Origin of the sequence: Streptomyces sp. CAU 1734, assembly GCF_039888735.1 — a bacterium.
GTDB lineage: Bacteria > Actinomycetota > Actinomycetes > Streptomycetales > Streptomycetaceae > Streptomyces.
Genome location: NZ_JBDQQP010000003.1, coordinates 236,055 through 255,972 on the forward strand (window position 1 = coordinate 236,055; position 19,918 = coordinate 255,972).

The window sequence follows — 19,918 nt, forward strand, 5'->3', positions numbered from 1 at the left end:
TGACGGACGTCAATTCGGCCCGCCCGGCTTCCGCCGGGGCGAATGTTTTGCGCCGCGCGAATGAGCGGGCGAGACAATCATTACGGTTTACGGCCTGAAACCGCTCCCGGACGCCCCTCGGTGGCCGGCCCGTTGGCGGGCGGTGCGCGGGGCCGGCCATCCGGGGCGGGGGGCTCCGTCAGACCGCCCGGCCCGGCGGCGGCTGGTCGAAGCGGCCGAGTTCATCCTCGTCAGGTGTCTCGAACTGCTCGGCCCACTCCTCCAGCATCGCGCGGCTGACCGGGGCCGTTCCCCGGGTACCGTGCGCGCTCCTGGACTCGACTCGTCGGTACAGCTCGTCCAGAGAGGCCGTGAGAGAGTGCAATTCGACCCCGGCGCCGAGGGCGCGCGCGGCCAGCCGCATGGCGTCGCGTTCCTCGCGCCCCCAGAAGCCGAACTCCAGGATCACGCTCTGCCCGAGCCTCAACAGGTCCATGGCGTGACTCGACAGGACTTGCTCCAGACGGTCTCGTGCCGCCTCGTCGAAGAGATCCAGGCCGAGGCCGGTCATCCACTCGTCCGGGCACAGACGCACGGCGGGAACACGATCCGCGAGGTGTCCGGCCAGCGTCGTCTTCCCCGAACCGGGAAGCCCGCACACGAGAATCAGCACCGGCCGGGCTGTCGAGGACACGACTTCCTCCCTCACGCGGCGGACAGCGTCTTGACCATGACCAGCTCCCGGCCCGCGCCGGCGGGCGGCGGATCTCCGTGCCGTCCGGTGCGCTTGAAGCCCGACCGCTCGTACAGCGCGACGGCAGGACCGTTCTCCCGCATCACCGACAGCCGCACAGAGCTCGCCGGGCCCCGCGCGGCCCACCGCTCGACCTCCCCGACCAGGGCCTCTCCCACCCCCTGGCCCCGAACGGCGGGGCTGACCCACATCGAGATCAGCTCCACCGTGTCCGGGGTCCCCGACGGGACACCACTGGCCATTCCGGCCGGTCCGTCCGCGAGAACCGCCACGACATTGTGTGACCCGGGAATGCCCAGGCGGGCCCGCCAGCGCTGCTCCCGGTCGCCTTCCCCCTGCCATTCGGCCAGGGTCGCGCCGAAGGCGTACGGCGCCTCGGCGAGCGCCGCCAGCCGCAGCTCCCGCCACACCCGCCAGTCATCCGGTCCCAGTACACGCAACTCGATCATGTCAGGACAGTGCCCGCCGCCGGCGGCGCCGGCAACCGGAATGAGGTGGGCACGCTCAGGAGTACCGGGTCACCAGACCGCGCCTGCGGAAGGTGCGCAGCATCCGGCCGAGAGCCCACAGGCTCACCACCAGCAGCACGGCCGTCCCGCCGGCGGCGATCGCCAGCTCCCGCCACGGCATGCCGCCGCCGTTGTTGAGCGCCCGCCCGGCCGCGAACACATGGGTGGTGGGGAGTACTTCGGCGATCGGGCGCAGCGCCGCCGGCAGATTGGAGACCGGGTAGAAGACCCCGGACAGCGGCATCACCACCGACATCGCACCCCAGGCCAGCGCCTCCGCCCCGCTGCCGAACCGCAGCACCAGACCGACGACCAGCAGCGCCACCGCCCAGCCGCAGACCAGCAGCAGCGCGGCCACCGGGATCAGCCCCAGCCCCAGGGTGGTCACATCGAAGGAGTACGCGGTGAAGGCCAGCCCGGCGACCGCCAGAGTGCTCATCGCCGTACGGACCAGGGCGAACAGCCCCACCCCGGCGAGGTACTCCCACTCCCGCAGCGGTGTGGCCAGCAGACTCAGCAGATTGCGCGACCAGGTCTCCTCCAGGAATCCGGTGGCCAGCGAGATCTGGGTCTGGTGGACCAGGTGCCAGAGCACCGTGCCGCTGAGCAGATAGACGGCCAGGGTGGCGCCCACACCGGGCTTGCCGCCCGCCGCCTCGGCGGCCTCGGCGGCGAAGAGGCCGATGGAGCCGTACAGCAGAGTGTCGACGACGGGCCAGACCATGACGTCGAAGAAGCGGTGCGGACTGCGCTTGAGAACCAGCCAGTGGCGGCGGGCGACGGCCAGGATCCGCCCGGCCGAGGCCCGTACGGGGGAGTGGACGGGGTACGCGGCCGGGAGGCCGGCCGCCGGGGCGCCGCCCGCGGCCTCGGTGCTTGTGGTGCTCTCCGTGCTCTCCGTGTTCATCGGGCGGAAGCCTTTCCCCGGTCGCGGTCCTCGGCCAGATGAAGGAAGACACCTTCGAGATCGGCCCGGCCGTAGCGCTGTGCGACCTCGGCGGGAGCGCCGTCGGCCGCGACTTTGCCGCCGTGCAGGAACATCACCCGCTCACAGAGCCGTTCGACCTCCAGCATGTCGTGACTGGTGATCAGCAGGGCGGTGCCCTGCTCGTCGGAGAGCGCCAGCAGCCCGGTGCGGACCCGCAGCGCGATATCGGGGTCGAGCGACGCGGTCGGTTCGTCCAGGATCATCAGCCTCGGCCGGTGCAGCGCGGCCTTGGCGATGCCGACCAGGGTGCGCTGGCCGCTGGAGAGCTCGGTGCCGATCGCCGACGCCAGATGATCGATGCCGAACCGGACCAGCGCCGCCTCCACCGCCTCGGCGGAGTCGCGCAGTCCGTACAGGTCGGCGTAGAGCCGCAGATACTCCCGGACCCTGATCCGGTCGGGCAGCGGCAGATACCCCGCGACGAAACCGACCGACTGCATCGCCTGGGCGCGGGCGGCGGGGAGCCGGTGGCCGAGGATCTCGATCCTGCCGCCGTCCGGTTCGACCGCGCCGAGACACATCAGCAGGGTGGTGGTCTTGCCCGCGCCGTTCGGGCCGAGCAGCCCCAGCCGCTCACCCGCCCGTACGGTGAGGTCGACACCGTCCACGGCCCGGCCCCGGCGGTACTCCTTCACCAGGCCGCGGGCCGAGAGGACGACTGGCCGGGGGTCGGCCGGGGAGGTCCCGCCGCCGCTGTCCCGTTCCGGTGCCGGCTTGGGCGTCAGCATGTCCGCTCCAGCGGAGCGAGAGCTTCCAGGGACCAGATCAGCTCGGTGCTCAGGGGCCCCGTCCGGGAGAGGAAACGGCCGTGGTCGGCGGCGAGCGCGGCGAGCTGTGAGCCGTAGCGCTGGACGGCCGACCGCTTGAGGGCCCACTGCTCGTCCGTCAGCCGCAGCTCGGACCGGACATCGGCACGGTACCGGCGCAGCAGTTCCTGGTAGGCGGGACCGACCACGGGGCTCTCGGCCAGGGCCTCGCAGGCGCCGGGCGTGCCCCACTCGGGAAGGTGGCCGGTGTAGGGGAGATCGGCGTAGACCCGGGGCAGCGGCTCCCCGCGCCCGGCGAGGACGCTCATGGCCCGCAGCCGTACCGCCAGATGGTCGGCCTGGTTGCTGCCGAGGGGCGCCAGTACGAGGGTCCCGGGTGCGAGTTCGGTCAGGAAGTCGTCCAGACCGGTGAGCTCGGCGCCCTCGGCGTAGGGCCCGTCGGGGTGGTCGAGCACGATCTGCGCGGCGCCGAGGAGCGCACACGCCTCGGCGTCCTCGGCGAGGCGGGAGGCGTGGGCCTCGGCCGCTGAGGAGAAGCCGCAGACACTGTCCCACCAGGAGACCGGGGTACCGGCGGCGGGTGCGCCGCCGTGCACGGTGACGACGGCGACCGGACCGGGGAGTCCGGGGATCAGCCCTGCCAGGGAGAGCGCGGCGTCATCGAAGTGCGGGGAGAGCACGACGGTGCGCCAGGGAGTCGGTGCGGTGTGCGGCATGGAGTCCTCGGGATGTCTTGTATGGGCGGCATGAGTGGTTCATGAGGAGCGCGCGGCCCCGGGGCGGCCGGATCCCGAGGGTGTCCGGTCCGCTGTGGGCGAGCCGGCTGTCCGGTCCATGGCGTACGGGGACGGCGTACGGGAATGACCTGCGGGGACGGCGTACGCGCGGGGCGGTACACCGGTGCGGCCCGCCGGTGACGGAGCGGGACGGCCGCGGGCGGCCGGCGGGCGCGGCCGGCGCGGAATCCCCGTGGATCAGCTCCCGGTGCGGCGGAGCACGATGCCGGTGCTGCCGCGTTTGCTCAAGTAGGCCCGGCCGCCGCAGACGGCCTCCAGGGACGCCCCCACCAGCCGCGTCTCACCGGCCTGTGCCCAGGTCGTGGAGGCGTTCAGCCAGGGACGCAGCCGGCCGGCGACGGACGACGGCTCCAGGGCGACGAAGACGAGATCGGTCGCCAGATCGTTCAGCAGGTCGAGATCCTGGCCGTAGTAGAGCATCTCGATGAGGAGATACGCGGCACCGGGCAGCCGGGGTTCCGCCGTCAGCGCCGCCAGGTCGCCGGGGTGGACCCGGACACCCGTCCCCGCCCGCTCGGCGAGCCGCTCGCGGAAGAGCGGATTGGGCTCGGTGGCCTCGACCCGGAACCCCTTGCCCGTCAGCCTGGTGGTGAGCGCGCCCTCGCAGGCACCGACCTCGATCAGCGGGCCGTCCTCGGCCCTGACCCAGTCGGCGATCCACGCGGTGGTGGCGTCCAGGCGCTCGCGCTCGTACGGGGAGTCGGCGAACTCCCACGGGTCCTCCACCGACGCGGCCTCCTCGCCGAGGCTCGCCAGCAGGGCGAAGAGCCTGCGCCGTTCGCCGTCACCGGCGGTGAACCAGCGCTCCAGGGAGGGGACGCGCGCGGTGTCCACCAGATACTCCGGGTCCTCGTCCCGCAGCAGCGGGCGGCAGTGCCGGTTGGCGAAGTCGAGCTTGGCGCCCACCAGCGCGCGGTCGAGCGGACGGTGCGAGTCGGCGATGAACTGGAGGTAGGGCGAGTAGCCGACGGCATGCTGTACGGGCAGCCCGAGGCCGGCCGCGGCGGTGGCTGCGTCCAGCCCGAGCCGCCCCCTGCTGCGCCGGTTGTCCGCGGGGGAGTGGGTCCACACCCGGGCGGGCCGTCCGGCCGCGGCCCGGTCGATCAGCTCGGCCAGCACACCCGGACCGGGGGAACCGGCCGAGGCGTCCGACGGCCGGACACTGCCCGCCAGTGCTTCCAGCCGCTCGGCGGTGCCGCCGCCCGCCGCGAGCACCACCTGCTCGGAGGTGTCACCGCACAGCACACGCACCTCGTGGCCCGCCGGGTCGGTGAGCACGGAGAGGAAGTCGAGAACCGCGTCCTCGGCTCTGAGTACCGCCACGATATCGATCACAGACATCCCATCAGCATGCCGAGCACCCAGCATGCTGAGCACCACGCGCCGACCCACCGCCTGACGGCGGCGGATTCGGAAAGAAACCTAACCATTACCGTGCGTGGACTCCAGAGCGATTTCGCGCCGAAGATTCGAATTCGGGCGGCGGACGGGGCGGTTGTCGGGTGGGTGCGCCGTCACCGCCCCGCGGGGAGAACGGCCGCCCGGCGCGGGAGGGCGCGGGCGGCCCGGCGGTGCCGCGCCGTCGCAAGGGGAGAGCGGAGCGGACCGTACGCCCGCGCCCGGCCGGGCGGCGGCCGGGGCCGCTCGCGGGCGGTGCCGGATCCGGCCGCCGGCGGGGCGCCGCCGGGGTTGGCCCCGGCGGCGCTATCCGGCCATCGGGTCCTCACGGCATCGGATCGGGGGCCGGCGGCGGGCGGGGCGGGGGCGTGCCACGGGCCGGTTCCGCCGCTCGAAGGGTCCGCGGCGGGGGTCCGCGGCGGGCTGCGATGGCCGCGGTGGGGCAGTGGCGGGTGGAGGTGCGCGGTGCTCGCGGGCGTCGCCTCGGAGCCGGAGGGACGGCCCGGCGGGTGCCGGTGCCGTCGTGCACGTACGACACTCGCCGGAGCCGGAGCCGGAGCCGGAGCCGGAGCCGGAGCGGTCGCGGTCGCGCGGCGTGTGCCGCAGCCGTCGCGGACGGGCGGCCCGCCGGTGTCCGCGGCACCGCCCCCGCCCCCCTCGTACCGATGCGTCGTCAGTGGCTCGCGGCGGCCGGTGCCGGGGGTTCCGGGGATCCGGAGCCGTCGGCGGTCCCGGGGGCCGCCGGGTCGTACTCCAGCACCGCGGTCAGATACTCGCCGATCGCGTCGCGATTGCGCGTCAGGCACCGGATGCGCTCGGTCATCCGGTCCCGCTCGTGCTCCAGCACGGCGACCATCTCCGCTGTGGCGTCCGGGAAGTAGATGGTCCTGGGCTTGTCGAGACAGGGCAGGATCTGCTTGATGATCCGGGTGGGCAGCCCGGCGTCGAGCAGCCCCCTGATCTGGAGGACCCGGTCGACGAACCGCTCGTCGTACGCCCGGTATCCGTTGGCGCACCGGTCGGCGGCGATCAGCCCCTGCTCCTCGTAGTAGCGCAGCAACCGCCGTGACGCGCCCGTGCGTTCCGAAAGCTCTCCGATGCGCACCCGTTCCGCCTCTCCTTGACCTTCACATCGATGTCAGGGTTCGACGATATCCGTCCGCCGGTCCACCACGGCCCGGAACAGCTGTGAGGTGAGCTCTGATGGAGAACCAACTCTTCGACTACAGCCCCCTTCCCGAGCGGAGGCCCGTCCACTGGCCGGACGGCGCCCGGGTCGCCTTCTATCTCGCGGTGAATGTCGAGCACTACCGGATCGACCGGCCCTCCACGAGCATCTTTCCGGACACCAGGGAACTGGCCCCGGACCCGCTGAACTACGGCTGGCGCGACTACGGCCCCCGGGTCGGCATCTGGCGGCTGATCGAGAGCCTGGACCGGCACCGGATCCGTGCGAGTGTGATGCTCAACTCCGATGTCACCCGGCACTATCCGCAGATCATCGAGGCCGGCCGGCGGCGGGGCTGGGTGTGGGCGGCGCACGGCCGGGACAACTCCACACTCCAGGCGCACATGACACGCGAGGAGGAGCGCGCCTACCTCGCCGATGTGGTCGCCGCCATTGAGGAGGCCACCGGCAGCAGGCCGCGCGGCTGGCTCGGCCCGGCGCTGACCGAGACCTTCAACACGCCGGCCCTGCTCGCGGAACTGGGGCTGGAGTACGTCCTGGACTGGGCCAACGACGACCAGCCCTACCGGCTGAAGGTGCCGGGGATGCTGAGCGTGCCGTACTCGATCGAGGTCAACGACATCAGCCTGTTCGTCGGCAAGAGCCTCAGCGGGCCCGATTTCGTACGTGTGGTCAAGGACCAGCTGGACCAGCTCCACGCCGACGCGGCCCACAGCGGCCGGGTCATGTCACTGGTTCTGCATCCGTTCGTGATCAATCAGCCCTTCCGGCACAAGTATCTGGACCAGGCGCTCGAGTACATCGCCCACCATCCCGGCGTATGGCTGACGACCAGCGACGAGATCGCCGGCCACTACGCCCGGACCACCGCACCGGAACCGCTCTGACCGCTCTGACCGCTCTCACCGGCCCGGGCGGCCCGGCCGCCCGGGCCGATCTGCCGAGAGGATGACCGGGGGACGGCGGGGATGATCGGGCCTTGTTGCTGCTGTGTCTGAAGGGGTCCGTGTGGCTGTGGAGGCGACACTCGGGCTCCGGAAAGGCACCACCTGGATGACCAAAAGAGCAAGGGGTTAACATATGAGCGCCGCCTAGCTCGAAAGATGGACTTGTGACTGTCAACGAGGACTCGTTCACCAATTGGAAGAACCGCGAGGAAATCGCGGAGTCGATGATCCCCGTCATCGGGAAGCTGCACCGGGAGCAGGACGTAACGATCCTGCTGCACAGCCGTTCCCTCGTGAACGAATCGGTGGTCGGCATCCTCAAGACCCACCGATTCGCCCGGCAGATCGCCGGTGAGGAACTCTCGGTCACCGAGACGATGCCGTTCCTCCAGGCCCTCACCACGCTCGATCTCGGCCCGTCCCAGATCGACCTCGGCATGCTCGCCGCGACCTACCGGGCCAATGACCGGGGACTCTCGGTGGCGGAATTCACCGCCGAGGCCGTCGCCGGCGCCACCGGGGCCAACAAGATCGAGCGCCGCGAGGCGCGCGACGTCGTTCTCTACGGCTTCGGCCGCATCGGCCGGCTCCTCGCCCGGCTCCTCATCGAGAAGGCCGGTTCCGGCAACGGCCTGCGACTGCGCGCCATCGTCGTCCGCAAGGGCGCCGGCCAGGACATCGTCAAGCGCGCCTCACTGCTGCGCCGCGACTCCATCCACGGTCAGTTCGAGGGCACGATCACGGTCGACGAGGCCAACAACAAGATCATCGCCAATGGCAACGAGATCCAGGTGATCTACTCCGACGACCCGACCGCGGTGGACTACACCGCGTACGGGATCAAGAACGCCATCCTCATCGACAACACCGGCAAGTGGCGCGACCGCGCGGGCCTCTCGAAGCACCTCCGGCCCGGTATCGACAAGGTCGTCCTCACCGCGCCCGGCAAGGGCGACGTCCCCAATGTCGTCCACGGTGTCAACCACGACATGATCAAGCCGGACGAGCGGATCCTGTCCTGCGCCTCCTGCACCACCAACGCGATCGTCCCGCCGCTGAAGGCGATGGCGGACGAGTTCGGCGTGCTGCGCGGCCATGTGGAGACCGTCCACTCGTTCACCAATGACCAGAACCTGCTGGACAACTACCACAGCTCCGACCGCCGAGGCCGCTCCGCGCCCCTCAACATGGTCATCACCGAGACCGGCGCCGCCTCCGCCGTGGCCAAGGCGCTGCCCGACCTCGACGCCAGGATCACCGGCAGCTCCATCCGGGTGCCGGTGCCGGATGTCTCGATCGCGATCCTCAGCCTCCGGCTCGCCCGCGAGACCACCCGCGAGGAGGTTCTCGAACACCTCCGCGATGTGTCGCTGACCTCGCCGCTGAAGCGCCAGATCGACTTCACCAGCGCCCCCGACGCGGTGTCCAGCGACTTCATCGGCTCGCGCCACGCCTCGATCGTGGACGCCGGCGCCACCAAGGTGGAGGGCGACGACGCCATCCTCTACCTCTGGTACGACAACGAATTCGGCTACTCCTGCCAGGTCATCCGTGTCGTCCAGCATGTCTCCGGGGTGGAGTACCCGACCTACCCGGCCCCGGCGGTCTGAGCACACGCGGGGGCGGCACGGAGCCGCGCCGCCCCCGCGATCACGCGCTGTCCGCGCCGGGCCGGCGGAGGGCCCCGCCGGTCCTTCCCGGGGCGGGCGGACACCCGCCGACCCCTCATGGTCATCAGAGGCCGTACCGGATCGCTCCGGTACGGCCTCCGGTGTTTTTCCGGGCCGGCGCCCGGCGCCCGGTGCCGGGTGCTCGCTGTCCCGAGTCCCGTTGAGCGCTGTGTCGCGTTCCGGATCGGCGCGGTGGGTCAGCGCTCTCCCGCGGGCCGGCTCTCCCCGCCTGCCGCACCGCTCTCCCGGCCCGTCTCCTCATGGGCCCGCGCGATCAGCCCGGCCGCGATCACCGAGGCGATGCCGTGCAGGAGGCCGTCGTCCACGGGCCGCTGGAAGGCGAGCAGGGCCATGAAGAGCGGCCCGCTGATCAGCAGATGGGCGAGTGAGGGATCCACGGCCCCGGGCAGCTCGCCCCGCCGCACCGCTCGTTCGAGGATCGCCGCGAGATCGTGCTGCTCCCGGGCGATGAAGGTCTCCCGGAAACGGGCCGCCAGCGCGGGATCCCGGGCCATCTCGGCCAGCAGCGGAGGCGCCACCTGGCGGGCCCCCGGGCTGGAGAGCCGCTGGTCGATGATGCGCGCCAGTGCGTGCAGATCACCGCGGAGCGAGCCGGAATCCGGCGGAGGCTCGATGTCCATGCCGTGCACCGCAGCCGCGAAGAGCAGCTCCGCCTTGGAACCGAAACGGCGGTAGATGGCGGCCTTGCCCACACCCGCGCGCGCGGCGGTCGCGTCCATGGTCACCCCGGCGTACCCGGCCTCGGCGAGGAGCTCGCGCGCGGCCCGGAGCACGGTCCGGTCGATCTGAGCGTCCCTGGGGCGGCCCAGTTGTTGTCCCGAGTTCGGCATGGTGCCAGTATACGAGACCCTAGTTCCGGAACTATAGTCTCGTAATGAGGGCGGGCGCGGACGCGTCCCCCCGATCCGCCCTGGCCGCCGACGGCGGCTCCGGGGCCGAGGTTCGAGGAGGAGCCATGGCGGCCGACCGACAGCACCGGACACGCCCGCACCGGCGGACACACCCACCGGCCGGTCCCCGCCGGGCGCCGGGCACAGGGGCGCTCCGTCCCGCCGGGAGCGGTGGATCATGAATGACCGCATCGAACCCTGGCTGCCGGTGAGCCACTGGGCCACCCGCCACAGCCGCGCGGTGGCGGCGCCCCCCGGGGAGGTCGCCCGCGCGCTGCGCGAGGTGACGGCCGGGGAAATGCGGGTCATGCGCCCCCTGATCGCGATGCGCACCCTGCCCTCGCGGCTCTTCGCGGGCGACTCCGCGCCCCGCCCGGCCCCGGCCGGCGCCACGATGGACATGACGCGGATGGGGTTCATCCCGCTGGAGGACCGGCCGGGCGGGGAGCTGATCCTCGGCTGGATCGGACAGCCCTGGAAACCGGTGCTCTCCCAAGCGGTGCTGACCGGCCTCGCGCCCGGGGACTTCCTCGCCTTCGACCGCCCCGGGTACATCAAGGGCGTCTACGCCCTGTGGCCCGAACCCGACGGCGCCGGAGCCCTGTTCCGCACCGAGACGCGGGTGTACGCCACGGACCGCGCGGCGGCCCGCCGCTTCCGGCCGTACTGGCTCCTCATCGAGCCCTTCAGCGGCCTGATCCGCCGGGATCTGCTGGCCGCCGTGGGCCGCCGCGCCGAGCGGTCGGACCGGTCCGGAGGGCCGGACCGTTCCGACCCTCCGGCCGCGGCCTGATTCGACTCGACTCGACTCGACTCGACCTGACCTGACCTGACCTGACCTGACCTGACCTGATGTGCCGTGCCGTGCCTCGGGTTCGGCGTGTTCCGGGCCCGTCGTGCCGGGCCCGGCCGGACCGCTCGCGCCGCCGTGTCCGGGCACGTACCGCCCGTACCCCTGTATCCAGCCCCGTGCCGCGCGGATCAGTACGGACGACAGGGCTCCTGCCGTCCGCCGTGGAAAGCGGTACCCAACCACCGAAAGTGAGACGAACGTGGACCGTGACGCCATCCACCGGCGCCGCTGGCGGATCCTCGCCGTGCTGTGCATGAGCCTGGTCCTCATCGGCCTGGACAATCTGATCCTCAATCTGGCCCTGCCCAAGATCCAGACCGACCTGGGCTCGACCGCCACCCAGATGCAGTGGATCGTCGACTCCTACGTCCTCTCCTTCGCCGGGCTGCTGCTGCTCTGCGGCAGCCTGGGCGACCGCTGGGGACGCAAACGCATGCTGACCGCCGGCCTCGTGCTCTTCCTGGGCTTCTCGGTCGCGGCGGCGTTCTCCACCGACTCGGCCACCCTCATCGCGATGCGGATCGGCCTGGGCATCGGGGCCGCGCTGATCATGCCCGCCACCCTCGCCATCATCAAGGACGTCTTCCCGGCCGAGGAACAGGCCAAGGCCATCGGCATCTGGGCCGGCACCGCCGCGCTCGGCGTCCCGCTCGGTCCCCTCGTCGGCGGCAGTCTGCTCGACCACTTCTGGTGGGGATCGGTCTTCCTCATCAATGTGCCCGTGGTCGCCGTGGCCCTCATCGGCGGCGCGATCCTGATCCCCGAATCACGCAACCGCAAGCATGCGGGGCTCGATGTGATGGGCGCGCTGCTCTCCGCCGCCGGACTCGGACTCCTGGTCTACGGTCTCGTCGAGGCGTCCCGCAACGGCTGGACCGACCGCATCACCGTGGGCTCGCTCACCGGCGGCCTTCTGCTGCTCCTCGTGTTCGTCCTCTGGGAGCGCCGCACACCCCACCCGCTGCTCACCGCCGAGCTGCTGCGCGAGTCCCGCTTCACCGGATCCGCCCTGGCCATCACGGCCATCGCCTTCGGCATGTTCGGCTCGCTCTTCGTTCTCACCCAGTACCTCCAATTCGTCCTGGCGCATCAGCCGTTCGCCGCCGGGCTCCGGCTGCTGCCGATCGGCACGATGATCATCGCGGCACCGCTCAGCGCCCTGCTCGTCCAGCGGATCGGCCTCAAGACCGTGGTGGCGGCCGGGCTCACCCTGATCACCGCCGCCCTGGTGCTCACCGCGGGCGCGGGAGTGGATTCCGAGCCGCGCATCCTGTGGAGCCTCGCCCTCTTCGGGCTGGGCATGGGACTGGCCATGCCCGCGTCCGCCGATGCCATGCTGGCCGCCGCGCCGCCCGGGCAGTCCGGTGCCGGATCGGCGGTCACCGACGCCTCCATGCAGGTCGGCGGTGCGCTGGGCATCGCCGTCGTCGGCAGCATGCTCTCCACCACCTACCGCGACTCCATGCCCGCGGTGGACGGGATCCCGGCCGGTGCCGCCGCGGCGGCGGAGGATTCCGTCGGCGCCGCCGGCGGTGTGGCCGCCCGGATCGGCGGCGAACCCGGCCTCCGGCTCCTCGACGCGGCACATCACGCGTTCACCGACGGTCTCCAGAGCTCGATGCTCGCCGCGGCCGTGGCCACCGCCCTCGGCGTCGTCATCGCCGTTGTGGTGCTTCCCGGCCGCTCGCGCACTCCCGACACCGGCTCACCCACCGGCCACCGGGCCGCCGGTGCGGAGAAACTCCCCGCGGAGGGTGCCGTCGTCGCAGCCCGCAAGTGACCGGCGCGCCGGTGCCGCACCTCCGGCCCCGGAGCCCATGGCGGACACGGCACAGGGGCACTTCGCCCGCCCCTGTGCGATCGCGGGGCACGGATCAGCGCCCCGGAGCGCCCGTCACCGTCCGTCCCGCACACCGGTCTCATCCGTCCCGTACGCCGGCCTGTTCCGTTCCGGCGGTTCGCCGCCGGGACCCGCGCCCCGTCCACTCCGTCCAGCCGTCCCATGGAGGTACGCACGTCATGCCCCAGCAGCAGCAATCCGCCGCACCCGATGTGAAGGACCTGGCCACCCGGTTCGCGGACCGGCTGTGGAACCACCCCGACCCCGGCCCCATCGACGCCCTGGTCACTCCAGGCTTCGTCGGCCACTCACCCGGCAATCCGGATGTGCGCGGTGCTGCCGAGCTCACCGAAGCCGCCGCGGAGCTCCGCAGGGCGCTGCCCGACCTCCGGCTGCGCATCCTCAACCGGCTGGCGGAGGGCGACCGGGTCTTTCTGCGGTCGGTGCTCACCGGCACCCAGCAGGGGGAGTATCTGGGCATTCCGCCGGCCGGGACACCGCTGCGGATCACCGGGATGACCATCCTGCGCTTCGAGGGCGGCCGGGTCGCCGAGCTGTGGCAGCAGTCGGACGATCTCGGTGTGCTCGACCAGCTCGGGGTGGTGCCGCCGAAGGAGGCGGGTCCGCTCGGCCGGATCGCCCACACCTTCCGGCTGGCGGCCAGGTTCGGCGTCCTGAAAGCGAAGGCGGCGAAGCGCGAGCGGGCGGCGGCCCGGTGAGCACCGGAGGCCCCCGGTGCCGTACGCCCGGCGCGCCGTCACCCCGCACCGGCCCGGAGCGGGCCGGCCCGCGACCGGCCCTCTCCGCATCTCACCCACCCTTCACCCCGCGCCCACCCTTCACCCCGCGCCCGTCCTCCGTGCCTTGCCCGTCCGCCGTGTCATCCGCAACCTCCGCAACCTCCGCGATCGAGGAGAAGACCACCCCATGACCGATGCCCGGCCCTCCCTCGCCGACCACACCGCCGCACCGGGTGCCGCCGCCCCGCCCCGCCGCGGCTCCAGGGAATCGGCGCTCGAACTGATGGAACGCGGCTGGCGGCTCAAGGACACCACCGTCCTCGACGAGATGGCCGCACCCGAGTGCACCTACCACCTCGCCGGCCACCCGCCCATGGGCAGTGCGGAGTTCATGGAGCTGATGGGGCAGATCTGGCGGGCCAAACCGGATCTGCGCGTGGAGACCTTCGAGATCATCGAGGACGGCGACTGGGTCGCCACCCGGCTGCGCTTCAGCGGCACCCAGAGCGGGGAGCTCCTCGGCATCCCGCCCACCGGACGGTATGTCTCCATCGACGAAATGGTCCTCGAACGCTGGGACGAGCACGGCAAGCTGCTGGAGCTCCACCAGGAGGCCGACTTCCTGGGAATGCTCGGCAGCCTTGGCGTCGTACCTCCGAAAGACGCGGGACCACTCGGCATTTTCGCCCACACCTTCACCAGCGCGATCCGGTTCACCTGGCTCAGGCGCAAGGCGCGGCGGTCCGGGAGCGGTTCGAACTGACTCGGGTGTATCCCAGCGGCGCGGCACGGATCTCTATGAGTGAACCGCAGCCGACAACACTGGGGGAGACACCATGCCGACGCAGGAACCGCCCGTCCCGGAAGCCGACTACGACATCATCGTGGTCGGCAGCGGCCTCGGCGGTCTGGCCGCGGCGGCCTGTCTGGCCAGGGCGGGCCGCCGGGTGCTGGTCGCCGAGCGCGCCGACGGAATCGGCGGCTATGCCCATGCCTTCCGGGCCGGCGAGCGCTACTTCGACCCGGCCATTCATGTGGTCCCCGGCGCGGCCGAGGGCGGCACCATCGATGTCCTGCTGCGCCATCTGGGCGTCCGGGAGCTCTGCGAGTTCGTCGAGTCGGACGCCCTCTACCGCGTCGTCATCGACGACGACGTACTGAACGCACCCTTCGGGGCCGAGGCGTTCATCGAATCCCATGTCCGGCTCTTCCCGCACGAGGAGAAGGGGATCCGGAGCTTCTTCGGGCTCTGCGAGCGATTCCTCGCCGAAGCACACCAGGTGCCGGTGCAGCTCTCGCCCAGGGAGCTGGGCGAGGCCGTCGAGAAGTTCCCCACCCTCTTCGGGCACCGGATGTCGACCCTGGGCGATGTCCTCGACGCCCATATCGGCGACCCCCGCTGCAAAGCGTTCTGCAGCGCCGGCTGGCCGTACATGGGGCTGCCGCCGTCGCAGCTCTCCTTCGAGCTCTTCGCCCGCTTCCTCTTCACCCAGATGCACGGGCTCTACCACTGCAAGGGCGGCTTCCAGCACCTCGTCCGCGCCTTCACCACGGCGATCGAACGCGACGGCGGCAAGATCGTCACCGGTACCGCGGTGGAGCGCATCGTGATCCGCGACGGGCGCGCCGAGGGTGTGGTGCTGGCCGGCGGACAGGAGCTGCGGGCCCCGGTCGTGATCTCCAACGCCGATGCCCGGCACACCTTCGAGGAGCTCGTCGGCCTCGAACATCTGCCGAAGGCGTACAACCGCAGGCTGCGCTCGCTCAAGGGCTCGATGTCGATGTTCGTGGTCTATGCCGCCACCACCCTGGACATCGCGGCGGCCGGCGGGGCACACGAGACCTTCATCTACGAGAGCCACGACCACGACCGCTCCTTCGCGGGCTTCTCGGAGGGCCGGGCACCCGCCACCGTCGTGGTGGTGCCCACCCTGCTGGACCCGAGTCTGGGCCCGCCGGGAGAGCATCTGGTCACCTCCACCGCCCTCGCTCCCTATGAGGGGCCGGAGCCCTGGGCCGAATTGAAGCCCAAGCTCGAGGAGAAGTACCTCAATCTGATCGAGCGGCTCCATCCCGGGTTCAGGGACGGGCTGACCTTCGTCTCCAGTGCGACCCCGCTGACCCTGGAGCGGTACACGGGCAACCACCGCGGGGCGGCCTACGGCTGGGAGAACACCCCCGCACAGGCCGGCAGCAAGCGGCTCACCTACACCACCCCGATCGAGGGGCTCTATCTCTCGGGCCACTGGGCACAGGCGGCCAGCGCGCTCCGGGTGATCGTCTCCGGCAGCCACACCGCGCAGGAGATCCTCCGCGCCGACGGTGTCACCGATGTGGGACCGGTGCTGTGAGAGGGAGTCCCGGATCACCCCCGCCGCACCCGCGGCCCGGCCGGGACAGCCGCCGCATCGAGCACCATCACCTCAACCGAAAGGGCAGTTGATGTCTCTCCCCGTACACCTCGACACCCGGGCCGACGCCAATGCCGACGGCTCCCTGGACAAGACCTACCACGAGATGGCGCGCCGCTATATCGAGGAGGTCTGGGACAAGAACAACATCGAGACCGAGCGAGAGCTCCTGGCCGCCGACTGGCAGGACCACATGCCGCTGCCCGGCTGCCCGCAGGGGCCCGCGGGGCACCGCGCCGCCGTTCAGCTGATGCACGACGCCTTCCCGGATCTGCGCTTCTTCCTGGACGACATCGTGATCATGGGGGACAAGGTGATCGACCGGTGGACCGCCACCGGCACCTTCCACGGAGAGCTCTACGGCTACCCCGGCAATGGCAGCCGGATGACCATGACAGGTCTGGATTTCCATATCGTGCGCGACGGCAAGTTCTCCGAGCTGTGGCACGAGGAGTCCACCGCGGCCATGGTCGAACAGCTCGGCATGGCACCGGAGCCCGGCAGCGGGCCCGGCACCATTCTCAAACTCACCTTCGGGAACATCCTGCACGTCGCCCGGCACAAGATCCGTCAGCGCTGAGGTCCGGCCCACCAGCAGAGCGAGGCACCATGAGTCTGACCCTGAGCGGTCGCCGGCAGGCGCCGGGCCCGCAGGGATATCCCGTGGTGGGATGCGGCCCCGACCTGGTCCGTGATCTCGTCGGCACCTTCACCCGAGCCTGGCGCGAGTACGGAGACATCGTCCGCTTCCGGCTCCCGGGAAAGCACAGTCTCTTTCTGATCGTGCACCCGGACCACATCAAGCACGTCCTCGACGACCACCAGCCCAACTACCCCAAGGACCCGCTCTCCGTCGGCAAGTTCGAACCCTGGGTCGGCCAGGGACTGTTCACCAGCAACGGCGAATTCCATTTCCGGCAGCGCCGGCTGGCACAGCCCGCCTTCAAGGGATCGCGCATCTCCGGCTTCGGACCCGCGATGGTCGACGCCACCAGCGATCTCGTCCGGGAGTGGCATCCGCGCGCGGTCCGCAGGGAGACCTTCGACATCACGCCCGAGATGTTCCGGCTGGCACTGACCATCGTCATGCAGACGCTGTTCAGCACCAACATCAGCGACCGGGCGGGGGAGCTGGCCCGCGCCGTGCGCATCTGCAATGCCCACACCAATGTCCGGCTCCAGCGGTTCGTGGAGCTTCCCGAGGCACTCCCGAGCCGCTCCCGCAGCCGGTTTCTGCAAGCGCGCCGCACTCTCGACTCCTTTGTCTACGGGCTGATCGCCGAGCGCCGCAGGGACCCCTCGCCGCCGGACGACCTGCTCACCCGCTTCCTTGCCGCACAGGACGAGCGGACCGGCGAGCGGATGTCCGACAAGCAGGTCCGCGACGAGGTCGTCACCATGTTCCTCGGCGGATACGAGACCACCGCGCTCTCCCTGGTGTGGGCGTTCTCGCTGCTGTCCCGGCACCCGGAGGCGGAGCGCAGGGCACGGGCGGAGCTGGCGGAGGTCTGCGGTGACCGCGAGCCGGCCGCCTCCGATCTGCCCAAGCTCCGCTATCTGCGCGCCTTTTACCAGGAGGTGCTGCGGCTCTATCCGTCGGTGTGGACGATGTCCCGCAGCCCCGCCGAGGACGACCGGATCGGCGGCTACCACATACCGGCCGCCTCCCAGGTCTTCATCAGCCCGTATCTGATGCACCGGCACCCCGAATTCTGGGAGAACCCGGAGGGGTTCCGGCCCGAGCGGTTCGAGAAGAGCGCCACCGGAGGCGCGCCGCTCTATGCGTACATCCCCTTCTCCCGGGGGCCGCGCCTCTGCCCGGGGTCATCGGTCGCGGTCCTGGAGGCGCCCCTGGTCATCGCCCGGATTCTGCAGGAGTACCGGCTGACCCTGGCGGGCGGCCACATCTGCGAGCCCACCTCCAATGTCTTCCTCTATCCGCGCGGGGGAATGCCGATGCGGCTGGAGCGGATCGCCGACAGCGCCGGGGCGGGCGGTGCCGGGAGGGCCGAGCGCGTCAGGAGCGCCGGAAGCGCCGGCGCGGCCGAGAAGGGAGCCCCCTGATGGCCCGGCCGCACACCGCGGCACAGCCTGCCCCGGCCGGGCGCCGTCCGCCCGGGCCCAAGGGGCTGCCCCTGCTGGGGTCGGCACTCGACTTCCGCCGGGACCCGCTCCGGACCTTCGTCAGGGCCTGGCGGGACCACGGGGATCTGGTGCGGTTCCGCGGACCGGTCCCGGTGGTGCTGGTGACCCATCCCGACGACCTCCAGCACATCCTCGCCGACAACTTCGCCAACTATCCGCACCCCGACGACTTCAACCGCAAGGTCGCGGTCTCGGTCGGCCAGGGACTGGTCACCACGGAGGGCGAGGTCTGGCGCGCTCAGCGGCGCACCGTGGCCCCTTCGTTCCGCCGTGAGCCGCTGGAGCGGTTCGCCGGGGTGATGGCCGACAGCGCCGCCCGGATGCTCGACCGCTGGGACCGGGTCGCCCGGTACCGGCAGGTGATCGACGCCAGGACGGAGATGCAGAGCCTCACCCTGGAGATCCTGGCGCGCTGCCTCTTCCGGGCCGACTGGTCCTCCAGCGCGCGCGAGCTGGGCGACGCGGTGGCCGCGCAGCTCGAACACATCAATGGCAAGCTCATCGCGGTGGCGGACATCCCGGAGAGCGTGCCGACTCCACGGAATCGCCGATTCCGGGCGGCGCGCAAGGTGCTGGACGACACGGTTCACCGGCTGATCGCCGAGCGGCGGAGGCTGCCCGCCGGGGGTGAGGCCGATGATCTGCTCTCCAGCCTCATGCGGGCGCCCGACCCCGAGACGGGCCGGCTGATGACGGATGAGCAGCTGCGGGACCAGGTGGTGACCCTCTTCATCGCGGGGCACGAGACGGTCGCGGCGACCCTGTCGTGGATCTGCCATCTGCTCTCCACCCGCCCCGCCGAGACCGAGCGGGCCCGGGAGGAGGTTCTCCGGGTGCTGGGCGACCGGCCGCCCACCATGGAGGATCTGCCGCAGCTGAAGTACCTCAAACTGTTCATCCAGGAGGCGCTTCGGCTCTATCCGCCGCTCTGGCAGGTGGCCCGGATGCCCCTCCGGGACGATGTCCTGAGTGGTTATCACATTCCCGCCGGATCGTTCCTGCTGTTGAGCACGTACATTACCCACCGCAATCCGGAATTCTGGGACAACCCTGAGGGTTTCGATCCGGAACGGTTCACCCGGGAACGCTCCGCCGGGCGCCCCAGATACGCCTATGTTCCCTATGTCGGTGGCCCCCGCAACTGCGTTGGACTGGCCTTTGCCAACATGGAGTTGACCATCGTGGTGGCCTCCATGCTCCAGCGCTTCCGTCTGGAGATGGTCCCCGGCCATCCTGTGGTGATGCAGCCGGACATCTCCCTGCGCGCGAAGTACGGGATCCGGATGACACTGCGCCCGGTGGAGGCCGTGGGGGCGAGCTCACCGGTGCCCGCGCCTCGGCCGGCGGCGGATGTTCCTTCGGCGGGGTGCCCGGTGGCCCATGGTCCCTCGGCCGGTGATTCGGCTCCGGCCCCGGCGGCGACAGCGGCGACGGAGCTCGGCCCGGCGGTGTCGGATTCGGCCCCGGAGGTGTCCGGACGGGGTGCGGAGGAGGCTTCCGCACGGGGCGCGTTGGAGCTTTCGGCGGAGCCGTCGGGCGCCCCGGGCGCTCTGTCCTGTCCGTACGCTCCCCCGGCTGCCGCGGCGGGAGAGTCCGGCCGGTCCGATGCGCTGATCCGGGCGCCGGATGGCCGGCTGCGAGAGCCGCAGCCGGCCATCCGGCAATCCTGGAACCACCTCACCGGGAGATGAGGATCTCTCCGTCCGCCTCGCGCACCCGGAACATCTCCACGGGATCGGTCGCGGGAAGGTCCAGGGCCTCACCGGTGCGCAGGCAGAAGCGGCTGAAGTGCCAGGGGCACTCCACCGTGCCGTCCTCCACCTCGCCCTCGGAGAGCGGGGCGCCTTCGTGTGAGCAGCTGTCCCGCAGGGCCCGTACCGTGCCGTCCACCCGGGCGAGGAGTGCGGGGGTGCCGTCGACATCGACGCGCAGAACCCCGCCGGCCGGAATGTCCTCCGCTCGTGCGACACGGACTTCGCTCAGATGTGTGTCCATAATTGTTCCTCTCGCGGTATTACGC

19 protein-coding genes are annotated in these 19,918 nt (G+C 71.2%); 10 read left to right on the forward strand and 9 right to left on the reverse strand.

The window, feature by feature from the left end:
* Positions 1-178: 178 nt before the first annotated feature.
* From AAFN69_RS07190 to AAFN69_RS07220, 7 genes are all read right to left on the reverse strand, one after another.
* Complete coding sequence (locus AAFN69_RS07190; RefSeq protein ID WP_347727467.1) at positions 179-673, reverse strand: AAA family ATPase; 495 nt, start codon at positions 671-673, stop codon at positions 179-181.
* Positions 674-684: 11 nt separating this feature from the next.
* The gene (locus tag AAFN69_RS07195; RefSeq protein ID WP_347727468.1) at positions 685-1,182 is read right to left on the reverse strand and encodes a GNAT family N-acetyltransferase; all 498 of its coding nucleotides are present in this window, start codon (positions 1,180-1,182) and stop codon (positions 685-687) included.
* Positions 1,183-1,237: 55 nt separating this feature from the next.
* The gene (locus AAFN69_RS07200) at positions 1,238-2,149 is read right to left on the reverse strand and encodes an ABC transporter permease (RefSeq protein ID WP_347727469.1); all 912 of its coding nucleotides are present in this window, start codon (positions 2,147-2,149) and stop codon (positions 1,238-1,240) included.
* On the reverse strand, positions 2,146-2,958 hold the full coding sequence (locus AAFN69_RS07205) for an ABC transporter ATP-binding protein (protein WP_347727470.1): 813 nt from the start codon (positions 2,956-2,958) through the stop codon (positions 2,146-2,148). The genes AAFN69_RS07200 and AAFN69_RS07205 overlap by 4 nt, the downstream gene beginning before the upstream one ends.
* A complete protein-coding gene (locus tag AAFN69_RS07210; RefSeq protein WP_347727471.1) occupies positions 2,952-3,713 on the reverse strand; it encodes a PIG-L family deacetylase in 762 nt (253 codons plus the stop codon). The genes AAFN69_RS07205 and AAFN69_RS07210 overlap by 7 nt, the downstream gene beginning before the upstream one ends.
* Positions 3,714-3,971: 258 nt before the next feature.
* Positions 3,972-5,129: a hypothetical protein gene (locus AAFN69_RS07215; RefSeq protein ID WP_347727695.1), complete on the reverse strand. Its 1,158-nt coding sequence runs from the start codon at positions 5,127-5,129 to the stop codon at positions 3,972-3,974.
* 736 nt (positions 5,130-5,865) lie between these two features.
* Positions 5,866-6,297 (reverse strand): MerR family transcriptional regulator, encoded by a 432-nt coding sequence (locus AAFN69_RS07220; protein ID WP_347727472.1) that lies wholly within the window; start codon positions 6,295-6,297, stop codon positions 5,866-5,868.
* Between the two features lie 98 nt (positions 6,298-6,395).
* Between AAFN69_RS07220 and AAFN69_RS07225 the strand changes: the two genes are divergently transcribed.
* Together AAFN69_RS07225 and AAFN69_RS07230 are read left to right on the forward strand one after the other, a co-directional pair.
* Positions 6,396-7,268 (forward strand): polysaccharide deacetylase family protein, encoded by an 873-nt coding sequence (locus AAFN69_RS07225; protein ID WP_347727473.1) that lies wholly within the window; start codon positions 6,396-6,398, stop codon positions 7,266-7,268.
* 224 nt (positions 7,269-7,492) lie between these two features.
* The gene (locus tag AAFN69_RS07230; protein WP_347727474.1) at positions 7,493-8,938 is read left to right on the forward strand and encodes a glyceraldehyde-3-phosphate dehydrogenase; all 1,446 of its coding nucleotides are present in this window, start codon (positions 7,493-7,495) and stop codon (positions 8,936-8,938) included.
* Positions 8,939-9,195: 257 nt separating this feature from the next.
* Here the strand turns inward: AAFN69_RS07230 and AAFN69_RS07235 are convergent, their stop codons facing one another.
* A complete protein-coding gene (locus AAFN69_RS07235; protein ID WP_347727475.1) occupies positions 9,196-9,849 on the reverse strand; it encodes a TetR/AcrR family transcriptional regulator in 654 nt (217 codons plus the stop codon).
* Positions 9,850-10,087: 238 nt separating this feature from the next.
* Between AAFN69_RS07235 and AAFN69_RS07240 the strand changes: the two genes are divergently transcribed.
* The 8 genes from AAFN69_RS07240 (at position 10,088) to AAFN69_RS07275 (ending at position 19,589) form a co-directional block, all read left to right on the forward strand.
* Positions 10,088-10,702, forward strand: a complete 615-nt coding sequence (locus AAFN69_RS07240) for a hypothetical protein (RefSeq protein WP_347727476.1) — start codon at positions 10,088-10,090, stop codon at positions 10,700-10,702.
* 259 nt (positions 10,703-10,961) lie between these two features.
* Positions 10,962-12,542: an MFS transporter gene (locus tag AAFN69_RS07245; protein ID WP_347727477.1), complete on the forward strand. Its 1,581-nt coding sequence runs from the start codon at positions 10,962-10,964 to the stop codon at positions 12,540-12,542.
* 239 nt (positions 12,543-12,781) lie between these two features.
* A complete protein-coding gene (locus tag AAFN69_RS07250; protein ID WP_347727478.1) occupies positions 12,782-13,321 on the forward strand; it encodes an ester cyclase in 540 nt (179 codons plus the stop codon).
* Positions 13,322-13,529: 208 nt separating this feature from the next.
* On the forward strand, positions 13,530-14,105 hold the full coding sequence (locus AAFN69_RS07255) for an ester cyclase (RefSeq protein ID WP_347727479.1): 576 nt from the start codon (positions 13,530-13,532) through the stop codon (positions 14,103-14,105).
* A 73-nt stretch (positions 14,106-14,178) separates the two neighbouring features.
* Entirely contained in the window at positions 14,179-15,693 is a 1,515-nt protein-coding gene (locus tag AAFN69_RS07260) for an NAD(P)/FAD-dependent oxidoreductase (protein WP_347727480.1), read from the forward strand.
* A gap of 91 nt (positions 15,694-15,784) precedes the next feature.
* Positions 15,785-16,333, forward strand: coding sequence for an ester cyclase (locus AAFN69_RS07265; RefSeq protein WP_347727481.1), 549 nt, complete (start codon positions 15,785-15,787; stop codon positions 16,331-16,333).
* Between the two features lie 29 nt (positions 16,334-16,362).
* Positions 16,363-17,817: a cytochrome P450 gene (locus AAFN69_RS07270; protein ID WP_347727482.1), complete on the forward strand. Its 1,455-nt coding sequence runs from the start codon at positions 16,363-16,365 to the stop codon at positions 17,815-17,817.
* The gene (locus tag AAFN69_RS07275; RefSeq protein ID WP_347727483.1) at positions 17,817-19,589 is read left to right on the forward strand and encodes a cytochrome P450; all 1,773 of its coding nucleotides are present in this window, start codon (positions 17,817-17,819) and stop codon (positions 19,587-19,589) included. The genes AAFN69_RS07270 and AAFN69_RS07275 overlap by 1 nt, the downstream gene beginning before the upstream one ends.
* Here the strand turns inward: AAFN69_RS07275 and AAFN69_RS07280 are convergent.
* Positions 19,576-19,893 (reverse strand): non-heme iron oxygenase ferredoxin subunit, encoded by a 318-nt coding sequence (locus AAFN69_RS07280; RefSeq protein WP_347727484.1) that lies wholly within the window; start codon positions 19,891-19,893, stop codon positions 19,576-19,578. The two genes, AAFN69_RS07275 and AAFN69_RS07280, sit on opposite strands and share 14 nt — an antisense overlap.
* Positions 19,894-19,918: the final 25 nt, after the last annotated feature.